Annotated in this window: 11 protein-coding genes; 2 read left to right on the forward strand and 9 right to left on the reverse strand. The window is 60.2% G+C overall.

The window, feature by feature from the left end; genetic code table 11:
* Window positions 1-110 precede the first annotated feature (110 nt).
* Window positions 111-1,733 (reverse strand): chaperonin GroEL, encoded by a 1,623-nt coding sequence (gene groL, locus IY73_RS02555; protein ID WP_053961678.1) that lies wholly within the window; start codon window positions 1,731-1,733, stop codon window positions 111-113.
* A 104-nt stretch (window positions 1,734-1,837) separates the two neighbouring features.
* Entirely contained in the window at window positions 1,838-2,137 is a 300-nt protein-coding gene (gene groES, locus IY73_RS02560) for a co-chaperone GroES (protein ID WP_053962660.1), read from the reverse strand.
* A 205-nt stretch (window positions 2,138-2,342) separates the two neighbouring features.
* Here groES and IY73_RS02565 point away from each other — a divergent pair, with 205 nt between their 5' ends.
* Together IY73_RS02565 and IY73_RS02570 are read left to right on the forward strand one after the other, a co-directional pair.
* Window positions 2,343-2,828 carry a DUF4190 domain-containing protein gene (locus tag IY73_RS02565; RefSeq protein ID WP_082346534.1) on the forward strand — a complete coding sequence of 162 codons (486 nt, stop codon included), beginning with the start codon at window positions 2,343-2,345 and terminating at the stop codon, window positions 2,826-2,828.
* A 14-nt stretch (window positions 2,829-2,842) separates the two neighbouring features.
* A complete protein-coding gene (locus IY73_RS02570) occupies window positions 2,843-3,259 on the forward strand; it encodes a DUF4190 domain-containing protein (protein ID WP_053961680.1) in 417 nt (138 codons plus the stop codon).
* A 19-nt stretch (window positions 3,260-3,278) separates the two neighbouring features.
* Here IY73_RS02570 and tsaD read toward each other — a convergent pair whose 3' ends face one another.
* The 7 genes from tsaD to IY73_RS02605 form a co-directional block, all read right to left on the reverse strand.
* Window positions 3,279-4,370, reverse strand: a complete 1,092-nt coding sequence (gene tsaD / locus IY73_RS02575; RefSeq protein ID WP_053962661.1) for a tRNA (adenosine(37)-N6)-threonylcarbamoyltransferase complex transferase subunit TsaD — start codon at window positions 4,368-4,370, stop codon at window positions 3,279-3,281.
* Between the two features lie 120 nt (window positions 4,371-4,490).
* Window positions 4,491-5,027 carry a GNAT family N-acetyltransferase gene (locus tag IY73_RS02580; protein ID WP_053978781.1) on the reverse strand — a complete coding sequence of 179 codons (537 nt, stop codon included), beginning with the start codon at window positions 5,025-5,027 and terminating at the stop codon, window positions 4,491-4,493.
* A 4-nt stretch (window positions 5,028-5,031) separates the two neighbouring features.
* Window positions 5,032-5,853: a tRNA (adenosine(37)-N6)-threonylcarbamoyltransferase complex dimerization subunit type 1 TsaB gene (gene tsaB / locus IY73_RS02585; RefSeq protein WP_053961682.1), complete on the reverse strand. Its 822-nt coding sequence runs from the start codon at window positions 5,851-5,853 to the stop codon at window positions 5,032-5,034.
* Window positions 5,854-5,868: 15 nt separating this feature from the next.
* Entirely contained in the window at window positions 5,869-7,569 is a 1,701-nt protein-coding gene (gene alr / locus IY73_RS02590) for an alanine racemase (RefSeq protein ID WP_082345339.1), read from the reverse strand.
* Between the two features lie 17 nt (window positions 7,570-7,586).
* Window positions 7,587-9,656, reverse strand: coding sequence for a helicase HerA-like domain-containing protein (locus tag IY73_RS02595; protein ID WP_053978782.1), 2,070 nt, complete (start codon window positions 9,654-9,656; stop codon window positions 7,587-7,589).
* A 10-nt stretch (window positions 9,657-9,666) separates the two neighbouring features.
* Window positions 9,667-11,289, reverse strand: a complete 1,623-nt coding sequence (locus IY73_RS02600) for a bifunctional ADP-dependent NAD(P)H-hydrate dehydratase/NAD(P)H-hydrate epimerase (protein ID WP_053978783.1) — start codon at window positions 11,287-11,289, stop codon at window positions 9,667-9,669.
* Complete coding sequence (locus IY73_RS02605) at window positions 11,289-11,684, reverse strand: hypothetical protein (protein WP_053978784.1); 396 nt, start codon at window positions 11,682-11,684, stop codon at window positions 11,289-11,291. Before IY73_RS02605 ends, IY73_RS02600 begins: the two co-directional genes overlap by 1 nt.
* Window positions 11,685-11,688 lie beyond the last annotated feature (4 nt).

Below are 11,688 nucleotides of genomic sequence, written 5' to 3' on the forward strand. Positions count from 1 at the left end.
CGCTGTGTTGTCCGTACTCGGGCTGCAACTATGCGGCAGCCGGCCGACAAACAACCAACGGGGTTGAGGGTAGCAACAATATTTACGGTGTAAAGAGTGGGGATACTGACCTAGTGGTGATGGTGTCCGGCGTGTGCACCATGCCCTTCACCAGCCACCTTCGGCTTATCCACGACCGAAATTTCGGTGGTGAGCACCATACGACCGACCGAGGCAGCGCTCGTGACGGCAGAACGCGTCACCATCACCGGATCGATAACACCGGCATCCAGCAGGTTTCCAAAAGTGCGGGTGGCAGCGTTATAGCCTTCACCCGACTGCATCTCCTGTACCTTGCTGAGAACTACGGCACCGTCTTCACCAGCATTCTTGGCAATCCAGTAGAGCGGCGAGTTCAGCGACTTAGCGAGAATACGGGCACCCAGTGCCACGTCACCGTCGAGAGTCTCTGCAAACTCTTCCACCTGCGGAGCCAATTGGGTGAGAATGGAGCCACCACCGGCAATGATGCCTTCCTTGACAGCAGCTTGGGCGGCATGGATAGCGTCATCAACACGCATCATGCGTTCCGTCACTTCTGCTTCCGTAGAGCCACCCACCTTGATAAGAGCAACGCCACCAGACATCTTGGTGAGACGTTCCTTCATCTTGTTCTTGTCCCACTCAGACGAGTAATTCTCGATCTCAGTGCGGAGCTGGCGGCGACGCTCTTCGACAGCCTCGGGAGTGCCGGCACCATCAACGATAAGAGTGCTCTTCTTGGTGACGGTGACGCGCTTTGCACTGCCTAGGATTTCCAGTCCAGAGTCTGCCAAGTTCACACCGGTGTCGGGGTCGACAACGGTGGCACCGGTGACAGCGGCCATATCGTGCATGAAGCCCACGCGGCGGTCGCCGAAGTAGGGGGCCTTCACAGCAACAACCTTGAGGGTCTTGCGGAGGGCGTTCATGGCGAGAGCAGTGAGAGCTTCCCCTTCCACGTCTTCTGCGATGATGAGCAGTGGACGCTTGCTGGCCAGTACCTTCTCCAGGAGTGGCAGCAAGTTGGGGAGGGAACTGAGCTTGTTGCGGTGGATGAGGATGTAGGGGTCCTCAAGTTCCGCACGGGCTGCTTCATAGTCGGTGATGAAGCTGGGAGAAATGTAGCCTTTGTCGAATTCCAGGCCTTCGGTGAGCACTATTTCCGTCTCGGTGGTCTGGCTTTCATCAACGCTGATCACGCCATCGCGGCCAACGATCTCCATGCCGCGGGCGACCATGGCACCGATTTCCTCGTCGCGGGAGGACACGGTGGCGACATTGCGAATCTCGTCGTCGGTTTCCACCGGAGTGGCAACCTGGCCGAGAAGCTCTTCGGTCTTGTCGGCAGCCAGTTTGATGCCCTTGGACAGCTCCATGGGATTGGCACCGGCAACGACGTTACGCAGCCCTTCATGTATGAGGTGCTGGGCGATGACGGTGGCGGTAGTGGTGCCGTCACCGGCAATATCGTTAGTCTTGGTGGCAACAGCTTTCACCAGCTGTGCCCCGAGATTCTCGAAGGGATCGGGTAGATCGATTTCGCGGGCGATGGTGACGCCGTCGTTGACGATCTGCGGCAGTCCAATGGGCTTTTGCAGCACCACGTGACGACCGCGCGGCCCCAGCGTCACTTTGACAGTATCGGCGAGCTGGTCGACACCGTGGAGGAGGCTGGTGCGGGCGTCCTGGTGGAAAGCAATGAGCTTAGGCACTGAATGACTTCCTCACGATATAGTTCCGCAGGCACTCACAACTGGATCGCCAGCATGGTGAGTGTCCTGCGGAAACTGTGGTTTATGTGGTGATGGGGCTGACGTTACTTGGTGACGACAGCAAGCAGATCACGAGCGGACAGAATGAGGTATTCCTCACCGTCGTACTTGATTTCAGTTCCGCCGTACTTGCTGTACAGGACGATGTCGCCTTCCTTGACGTCGAGCGGAATGCGGCGTTCGCCGTCTTCATCCCAGCGGCCGGGGCCGACTGCCACGACGGTTGCCTCGAGCGGCTTTTCCTTAGCGGAATCCGGAATCACCAGACCGGAAGCGGTGGTGGTCTCAGCCTCGATGGCTTGAACGAGAATCTTGTCCTCGAGCGGCTTAATTTTCGCCACGATGACCCTCCATAAGATCAATCAGTAGTTCAACGTTATGCGCTAGGAGCACGCTAACCGTCGCGGGTAGCTAGCACGCTCAGTGCTAATTAGCACTCTACATTCATGAGTGCCAGCCTTCAACATCTCTCAGGGCAAGAACTCGGCAGATTTATGAGCACAAACTAACCCCATGGGAACTATTTGGGCATGCGCAGCGTTCTGATTAATGAAGACAGACCGCATTAAGGAGATGATGATGGGCGAGAAATACAGCACCCCTGAGAGCTCTTACCCAACAGCACCCACCATGCCATTACCCCCGCTGAGTGCTGACGGGGCAACAATGGCACATATTTATCCGCTTGCTGCGGAAAGCTATCCCTCCCCACCTATTCCCGCAGATAGCTCTGCACTCGCTCCTACACAGTACGGACGTGCTCCCTCGGCGGTTAATACCCTGGCGATCGCAGCTTTCGTCCTGGGAATTGTCAGCTGGGTCATCCCTATTCTCATGCCAGTAAGTATTATCGCCGCCGTGGTATGCGGACATCTAGCACTCAAACAGATCAGCCACGAACCGCACCAGGAAGGACGTTCTCTCGCCGTCACCGGTCTCGTCCTGGGCTACCTTCCCCTTGCCTTCATCGCACTCGCCGTCATTCTCGCTACTATTGCTGTCATAGTGTTTCTACTAGCCGGACTTGCCGTCTAAATTCGAGGAGCATCGTGTACTACAACGATCCATACGCCAACGGGAACTATGGGAATGGCCCCTACCCGACCTACCCCCAGGGCCCCAGCCTCAATGGCGGCTACCCCTATCTGCCTGGCCCCCAAACCACAAACAGCCTTGCAATTGCGGCCTTTGTCCTGGCGATGATGCAGTTCTTCACCGTCATCACAGTGATCCCTGCCATCATCTGCGGCCACATCGCGCTCGGTCAGATTAAACAATATGGTAGTAGCGGGCGTGGACTGGCAATTGCAGCCCTCGTCATCAGCTATGTCTTCCTCGGCATCCTAGTACTGGCCCTCACCCTTATCCTTCTTGGCGTTTTTGGCAGTTTCGCCGCTTTGATGGACGAAGCAAGCGGCACAGGCGGAAGCTACGCCATGGCACTTATGCCGCTCCTGCAGGTCTAAAACAGCCCTCCGGCTATCACTAGCCTTGCACTAACGACACTTCAACAGGTAGACCCGGGTCCGCTGCACACGTCAGCGGGGTCGGGTTTGCCCCATTTGCGATCAAATAACTCGCGGCAGCTGCAATCATGGCCCCATTGTCAGTGCAATAGTGCGGGCTAGGAACGCGCAATGTAATACCCGCTTTCGCACAGCGCTCCGCTGCCAGCTCTCGAAGCCGCGAGTTGGCAGCCACACCCCCACCCACAATCAACGTATCCGCCCCAGTGTCCTGGCAAGCACGCAGCGCCTTCGCGGTCAACACATCCGCAACTGCCTCCTGGAAGCTCGCACACAAGTCGGCCGCGTCCACCGTCTCCCCCGCCGCTTCAACCGTCTCCACATGCCGCGCCACCGCCGTCTTCACACCAGAGAACGAGAAGTTATAGCGGTCATCCTGCTGCCGCATCATGCCACGTGGGAATGCAATCGCCTGCGGATTACCTTCTTTCGCCAAAGCATCAATAAGCGGACCACCCGGGTAGCCCAGCCCCAGCAAACGTGCCACCTTGTCGTAGGCTTCGCCAGCAGCATCATCCACCGTCGTGCCCATCTCCTCCATCGGCTCATAGAGGCTCCGTACCCGCAACAACTGGGTATGGCCGCCGGACACCAGCAAAGCAATCGCATTCGTCGCCGCCCCATGTTGGAACGCATCCACTGCCACATGGCCCGCCAAATGGTTCACCCCATAGAAGGGCACACCCCACCCGGCAGCATAGGCCTTGGCAGCGGCTGCCCCCACCAACAATGCACCCGCCAAACCAGGTCCCACCGTCGCCGCCACCATATCGGGCTTCTCAATACCAGCCTCCGCCAACGCCGCATGCATCGTCGGCACCAGCGCCTCCAAATGTGCACGGGAGGCAATCTCCGGCACCACACCCCCAAAACGGCGGTGTTCCTCCATCGAAGACGCCACCTGATCAGCGATAAGCTCAACCAACAGGGGTTCACCCTCACGTAATGTCACGCGGGCGATACCAACACCGGTCTCATCGCAGGAGCTTTCCAGACCCAACACCGTAAACGAATCACCCGAGGCCCACTGGGTGCGGTCAATGCTGGACATCACCTCACGTGGCGAAGCTGCGTCACGGGCCGCGGAAGTCATCGCGTCGTTCATCACTTTCTGCTCCTTTGGAGAAGTCGTTACCGCTGGCGTGTAGTGCAGGTTCACAAGGCCGCCGGGCTATCTTTCGGAAACAAGCGGTGGACGGCGCATGACGACAGCATCCGTCCCAATCGGCTGGTAGTAATTCGGGCGGATACCGACCACTTCGAAACCGCACGACTTGTACAAGTTAATCGCCCGCTCATTGTCCGCGCGAACCTCCAAAAAGACTGTCCCCTGCTCCGTCCCCTCCAACAATGCCGAGAACAACGCACGGCCCCAGCCGCAGCTTTGCACCTTCGGACTTACCGCAATCGTGAGTACCTCATATTCCGGAAAATCCCCTGGGGCGCCCCGTTGGCCGCAACCAGCAAAGCCCACCAACTGGCCTGGTTCGAGCGACGGCTCCACTTCAATCTGCGCCTCCGCCAGATCCTCTGCGGAAGCCACCCGCAGTGCCAGATAGCGAGTGGCAGGCTGGTTGATCTCTTCTCGGAAAGACTGCTCACTCCACGGACTTTCTGCGGCAAAAACATTCGCTTCTAGCTCGGCGCAAGCGGGCGCATCCGCCAAGTAGAGCGGTCCGATACGGCAGAGACATTCACGGGTTGTCATCGTGCTAACTTCTTTCCCCCAAACCGGTTATGGCGGCAGATACGGGGCGGGGTCGTGGCGGCACCGCATCGGGGCGACGAAGGTAGAGCGGCTGGAGAGGGGCAGCAGCGGCACTACTCAGCAATTGCTCCCGCGCCACCATCACCAACGCTGCAGGGTCGGGATACTCCACATCCACATGGGGACATTGAAAACTGCTGCGGTACTTGCGAGTACCGGCTACACACGCAACACGAGTGACGGAAATATCATCAGGCTTATTGACGGCTGGGCCATCCAGACGCGCAGGCACTGCCCAGGCCAGCAATTGTGCAGTATCCCCCTGTGGGCCGGAATCGGCTGTCTCCAGCACCTCGTCAGCCAGAATGCCCTGCAAAGAATAGGTTGCCCAATACACTTCCCGGCGACGCGCATCCGTCACCACCAGGAGTTTCTGGGCGGCGAGCACCCTCTCATCCTGGTTCGTACGGGCCGCCAGTTCCGCCCGGCGAATCTCATCCCACGTGTCAACAGCAATAGCGTCCAAACTGCACACCCCATAGACCGGAATATGCAGGGCATCGCCTAGTGCGGTGGCGGTGGCCAACCCTACCCGCAGACCAGTAAACGGCCCTGGCCCGGTACCCGCCACAATGGCGTCAACATCAGCTAGGTCAACCCCGGCATCTGCACAACACTCCAGCACATGCGGGGTGAGGAGCTCGCAGTGCGCCTTAGGATTAATAGTGACGCGCCGCGCCAGCGTGGTAGGGAATGCTTCCTCTTCCAGGGACACCAGACCCGCAGTCACGGCAGGGGTGGACGTATCCAGGGCAAAGACCAGCATACGGGGGCATCCTTTCTAGGGAAGTTCGCGGTACGGGTCATCAACCCACCGCCAGGTAGCGTGCCGTTTATCGGAACCGGGTGAGCGTGCCAGGGTAACGACCAGGCTACGCTCAACCAGGCGTTCCACTACACCGCCGCCCCACTCCACGACCACAACCGAATCGGTCAGTTCAGTATCGAGGTCCAGGGCATCAAGTTCATCGAGGAGGGCTTCCCCCGCGTTGGGGTCATCCTCCATCCCGTCGAGCAGCCGGTAGGCATCCACATGCACCATGCCAACTCCACCCGGGGTGCCCGGCCGATGGCTCCGAGCAATCACAAACGTGGGCGAGGTGACGCGCCCCTGTACGCCCAGTCCTTCGGAGATACCGCGCGCCAGCACTGTCTTGCCAGCACCCAAAGCACCATCTAGCACCACCACATCGCCGGCACGCAGCTGGGCAGCAAGCTCTCGCCCCAACTGGAGAGTGTCTTCCACGGTGGACAGTTTACGCAGACCTGCGGGGCCAGCGGGATGTGCTTCAGCACTACTAGAGGCACGGGTGGGAGTGACCGGTCGGTGTTCGTAGCGGCGTGTGGTGCGGCCGCCCACGGCACAAATAACCTCGTAGGGAATGGTGCCAATAAGGTTGGCCCAGTCCAGCGCAGTCAGTTCACCACGGCTACCGTCACCGAAGAGGAACGCTTCATCGCCCTGGGACACTCCCCCGCCATCATCTCCCAAATTGACGACAATCTGGTCCATGGAGATACGCCCTACCTCCGGGAAACGCTTCCCATTGATGGTGACCTCCAACTGGTTGGTAAGGCGACGGTCAATACCATCGGCGTACCCGCATGGGACAATAGCGGTCACGGTATCGGCGGGGGCATGCCAGTCGTGGTTATAGGACACTCCGGCGCCCGCTGGGAAGGGTTTGGTGAGGGTGACGGCCGCTGACCAGGTCAGTGCTGGAACAAGATCGAGGTCGCCCAGCTCCGGCATGGGTGAGATACCATAGATGCCCAACCCAGGGCGTGCAAGCTCAAAGCCCATCCCCCCATGGGTGAGAAGTGCGGCAGTGTTGGCGTGGTGGTTGTGGTCAAGACGGAGCCCGGCGCGACGCCCGTGATCGATAGCGACTCGGAGTCCCTCTGCCTGCCGATCGGTTACCGGGTTGCCGAGTTCATCGGCACTGGAGAAGTGGGCCATCAGCCCACGAATATGTACCATTCCGCTGGCTTCCGCCTCACAGAGGCGAGGCAATAGTGTGTTCCATTGGTGGCTGGTAAAACCGGAGCGGCCCATACCGGTGTCGAGTTTGATGGTGAGGGAGGCGCTGATACCGGTGTTTTTGACGGCGGCGAGAACAGCATCCAATTGCCATTCTGCAGCGACGGCAATCATGAGGTTGGCGCGGAGGGCTTCTTCCACGGGTGTGGAGGGCCCCCACATCCAGAAGAGGATGGGGGCGTCGACGATACCGGCGTTGCGTAGCTGCATGGCCTCTTCGTAGGTGGCACAGCCAAGCTCCACGGCGCCAGCGGCTAGGGCAGTCTTCGATACCTCAATAGCACCGTGACCGTAGGCATCCGCCTTCACCACCGCCATGATTTGGGTATCACCGGCGAACCGTTGCATGACGCCGATATTGTGGGCGATGGCGTCCAGGTTGACGGTGGCGAAAAGCTGGGTGGAGGGGGTGAGAATGGTCTCACCGGTGTATAAGGTCACGGCCTCATCTTAGTCTCTTACTTAAAGAAACCCTTAAGCACTGTCCCAAGGATCTTCTTTCCACCATTGTCTTTCACCAACTCACGCGACAGTTGGGTACCCAGGGATCGGGCGAAGGAATTGGCGGCTTTGGAGGCAGCACCCCGGAATCCGGTACGGGCCCGACGCTCCGCGTCCCGCTCTTCTTCCCGCCGGCGGCGCTCTTCTTCGCGACGCCGCTTCTCTTCTTCCTTGGCCTGCTTTTCGGCCTCTTTGCGGGCTTTTTCTTCCGCTTCCGCCTTGGCTGCTGCGGCCGCGGCGGCCTCTGCTTCCTCTTGCCGCTTCTGCGCTTCAGCACGAAGCTTCTCAAAGGCGGACTCTCGGTCTTCCGGCGTCATGTATTTGACGGCTAATGCGGAGGCTTCTACGGCTTTCTTGACCTGTGCATTATCGACAGGCCCCATCACCGACTGGGGTGCCCACAATTTGGTGGGGGCAACTGGGCTGGGGCGGCCTTTCTCGTCGAGGATCGTGACGATGGCTTCACCCACACCTAGCGAAGTGAGGAGTTCTTCGAGGTCGAAGTCGGAGACGGGAAAAGTGGAGACAGTGGCACGCAGCGCTTTGGCGTCCTTCGGGGTGAAAGCACGAAGCGCATGCTGGACCCGCGAGCCCAACTGGCCCAGTACCTCTTCGGGGATGTCAGTGGGAGTTTGGGTGAGGAAGTAGATACCTACGCCTTTGGAGCGGATGAGTTTCACTACTTGTTCCACCTGTGCCAGGAATTCTTTGGAAGCGCCTTCGAAGAGCAGGTGCGCTTCGTCAAAGAAGAACACCAGTTTCGGCTTGTCTGCATCTCCAACTTCCGGCAGAGTGCGGAAGAGGTCGTTGAGAAGCCACATGATGAAGGCGGAGACGAGGGCGGGTTTCTCGGACATATTCGTCATCCGCAGGAGGCTGATGACACCACGTCCATCCGCTGCAGTGCGGAGGAAGTGAGCGGTGTCGAAGGCGGGAAGGCCGAAGAATACGTCTCCGCCCTGGGCGGCGAGGGCGGCGACAGAGCGGAGGATGACCCCGGCAGTGGGACGACTAACCCCACCAATGCTGTTCAGCTCGGTTTTGCCTTCGTCAGTGGAGGTAAGGAAGGTGACGACTTCTTGGAGGTCTTTGAGATCGTCGAGGGCCATAGTGCGTTGTTCGCAATACTCGAAGATGAGTTGGAGTGCCTCAGTTTGGGTGGCGTTGAGGCCGAGTGCGCGGGAGAGCAGGAGCGCCCCAAAATTCTGGACGGTGGTGCGGACGGGTGCGCCGGGGGCGCTCTCACTGGATACCCCTAGTGTGAGGAACTCGGTGGGGTACCCGGTGGGCTGCCAACTGCTTTGCCCTTGAGCGGTGGTACGCGCCTGGAGCTTCTCAGAGGGCGCCCCGGGGGACATGAGTCCGGAGAGATCGCCTTTCACATCAGTGATAAAGACGGGGACGCCGGCAGCGGAGAGGCCCTCTGCCATAAGTTGCAGAGTGCGGGTTTTACCGGTACCGGTGGCTCCCGCAACCAAACCATGCCGGTTCATCATGCGGAGCGGCAGTGAGATAGTGATATCCGGGTAGTTGTGGCCGTCAATGAGGGCACAACCGAGTGGCATGGTGGGAGTGTCGAAGGAGTATCCGGCGGCGATAGTGCCAGCGCGGGGGTCTGCCGGGGGCTCATGTGTGGAGGGCGTGACGGCCGGCTCTGTGGTTTCCGCTGCTTTCTCAGCAGTGTCGTCCGATGCAGCGGCGGGGGCCGCAGGGGGAGCTACCGCGTCTGGTGAAGCCGCGCCCAGCGCTGCATTAACTTCTACAGCGGCACCTTCCGCTTCTTTAGCTGCGGCCTCGTCGGTTTTAGTGACCGCGGTTGAGTCTGCGGCAGCTGCCTCTTTGCGTAGCACTTCTGCTTCTGTCTGGTCTGTGGTGGAAGCGAGTTTCGCCTGTAGTTCGGCGGCCTTCACCGCAGCTTCGGCGGCAGCTAGCTTGGCAGCTGCAGCTTCTGCACGGAGGCGGGCGAGCTCTGCCTCCTGAGCAGCGTTACGGGCAACTTCGGCAGGGGACGTAAAGTTCTCAGACATACTGAGAATTCTACTGGAGAGTGTCCTCTCCCCCGGCCTGCACGTCACGGATTGCCGCTGATATCGAGAGGGAAATCTCAGAGGCAGTAACGGGTGCCCCATGGGGCAACTGTGCTCCTTCGTCAACCAAATAATCCAGCGTGTGCCAGGTTTGTCCGCCCATGGCGGCGAGGAGTGCTGCACGTGAGTGAACTCGGACGGCCATCGCTGCCGATTCTTCGACGGATCGGCCTACCACCATACCGTGTGCCACTATGGCGCCGATGAGGCCCGTCAACACATCGCCACTACCGGGTGTTGCAGCCCAGGAGGATCCAGTGTCTTCGGCAAAGACTCCTCCTGGTCCCGCAATGTAGGTGGTGCGGCCTTTGAGAAGGATGCTTATGGTGATGCCTTGGTTTTCCCACGCTTTCTGGCAGGCGGTAACGGCGGCAGGGCGTCCCATACGCTCAATATCTGCGACGGAGGTGGGCAGGGGGTAGTGTGGGGTCTCCGGGTAGGACGTGCAGAGGCGGAGGAATTCACCGGTATGCGGGGTGAGGAGGGTTACGGCGTCGCGGGGGCGTTTGTCCATCAGCTCTGGGGTGTTCGAGATGAGGGTGATGGCGTCGGCGTCCAGCACTATCGGTACTTCTTGTTTGAGAATCCAGCTGAGGCGGTCGTAGGCGCCTTCATCGGTCCCCATGCCGGGCCCTGCGATCCACGCGTTCACACGGCCTGCTTGTTTGGGTGAGCCGGTGCAGACGGTATCGGGCCGGTGGGAGAGGACGAGGTCGGAGACGGAGCCGGTGTAGCGCACCATGGCGGAGCTGGCGTGGGCTGCTCCTGAGACGGTCAGGAGGGCTGCTCCCGGATAGGCGGCAGAACCGGCGCACACACCGACAACGCCGGTGGTGTATTTGTTGTCGCTGACACCAGGGATGGGCCACTGAGCGGCAACGTCGGCGTCGGAGAGCACCTGCATGACGGGGGTTTCACCGCTGAGGTCGAGGCCAATGTCGACGAGCGAAATGCGGCCGCAGGATGGGCCAGCGAGGACGTGGCACGGTTTTAGGGCCCCGAAGGTGACGGTGGCAACGGGGTGGACGTGGGGGGCATGCCGTACCCCCGTATCGGGGTCGATACCGGAGGGGATATCAACGGAGACGATGGGTACGTGGGCGTCGTCGAGGAGGCCGATGACGGTACTGGCGGGTTCGCGGAGAGGGCCCCGTCCACCGATCCCAACAATGCCATCTAACGCGAGGTCGGTGGTGTGGATGGCGGCAGTGAGAGCAGTGTTTGCAGAGAGGTCTGTCTCTTCTGGGGGCAGGGGGATGACGTGTCCATGGACCGCCCGAAGGGCGGCGAGACCAGCGGCATGGGTGTGGTCGGGGTTGAGGAGGACCGCGGTGACGGCAGCTCCTTTCCCGCGTAGGTAGGTGCCGGCCCAGAGGGTATCTCCACCGTTGTCGCCGGCACCGACGATGAGCAGAATGTGACTGCCGTAGACGGTTCCGCAGCGACGGCGGATTTCGTCTAGGACGTGAATGTAGAGGCCGTAGGAGGCACGCCGCATGAGGTCTCCCTCCGGGAGGGAAGCCAGTAGGGGCGCTTCGGCTGCGCGGATACTGTCGGCGGTATAGACGTTCATCAGTGTTCTCTCTCTGGCAGAGGTACCCAAAGGAACGCGAAACCCAGCGCGGCGAAGATCACCACCCAACCACCCAGTCGGATGATGGTGGCTTCGCCTCCCATCGGTATGGCTTGCGCGAGGACGCTTGCGACCAAAGTGACGAGGCTGAGCACGCTTGTGGTAATACGGGCCCAGATGTGACCCCGAGCGAGGTACCACAGCACCACCACAATGGCGACGAAGCACACTGCGGCGGCTGCGGGGATCATTCCGGCACCGCCATTTGTCGGTTCTTGGGCGCGCGCAACTACCACGGTGGCGATTGCGGCCCCCAGGAGGAGGACCAAGATGTTGCACACGACGGCGATGGGGAGGGCGGCGCGGGTGTCCAGCCCTGCGATCCAACGACGCATGGCT

This window comes from Lawsonella clevelandensis, from assembly GCF_001293125.1.
GTDB classification, from domain to species: domain Bacteria; phylum Actinomycetota; class Actinomycetes; order Mycobacteriales; family Mycobacteriaceae; genus Lawsonella; species Lawsonella clevelandensis.

What these genes read in the sequence shown, in the direction of transcription:
- IY73_RS02605 (WP_053978784.1), bottom strand. Translation starts at nt 11,684, where the DNA reads ATGCGTCGTTGGATCGCAGGGCTGGACACCCGCGCCGCCCTCCCCATC.
- IY73_RS02595 (WP_053978782.1), bottom strand. Translation starts at nt 9,656, where the DNA reads ATGTCTGAGAACTTTACGTCCCCTGCCGAAGTTGCCCGTAACGCTGCT.
- tsaD (WP_053962661.1), bottom strand. Translation starts at nt 4,370, where the DNA reads ATGTCCAGCATTGACCGCACCCAGTGGGCCTCGGGTGATTCGTTTACG.
- IY73_RS02580 (WP_053978781.1), bottom strand. Translation starts at nt 5,027, where the DNA reads ATGACAACCCGTGAATGTCTCTGCCGTATCGGACCGCTCTACTTGGCG.
- IY73_RS02600 (WP_053978783.1), bottom strand. Translation starts at nt 11,289, where the DNA reads ATGAACGTCTATACCGCCGACAGTATCCGCGCAGCCGAAGCGCCCCTA.
- tsaB (WP_053961682.1), bottom strand. Translation starts at nt 5,853, where the DNA reads ATGCTGGTCTTTGCCCTGGATACGTCCACCCCTGCCGTGACTGCGGGT.
- IY73_RS02565 (WP_082346534.1), top strand. Translation starts at nt 2,343, where the DNA reads ATGAAGACAGACCGCATTAAGGAGATGATGATGGGCGAGAAATACAGC.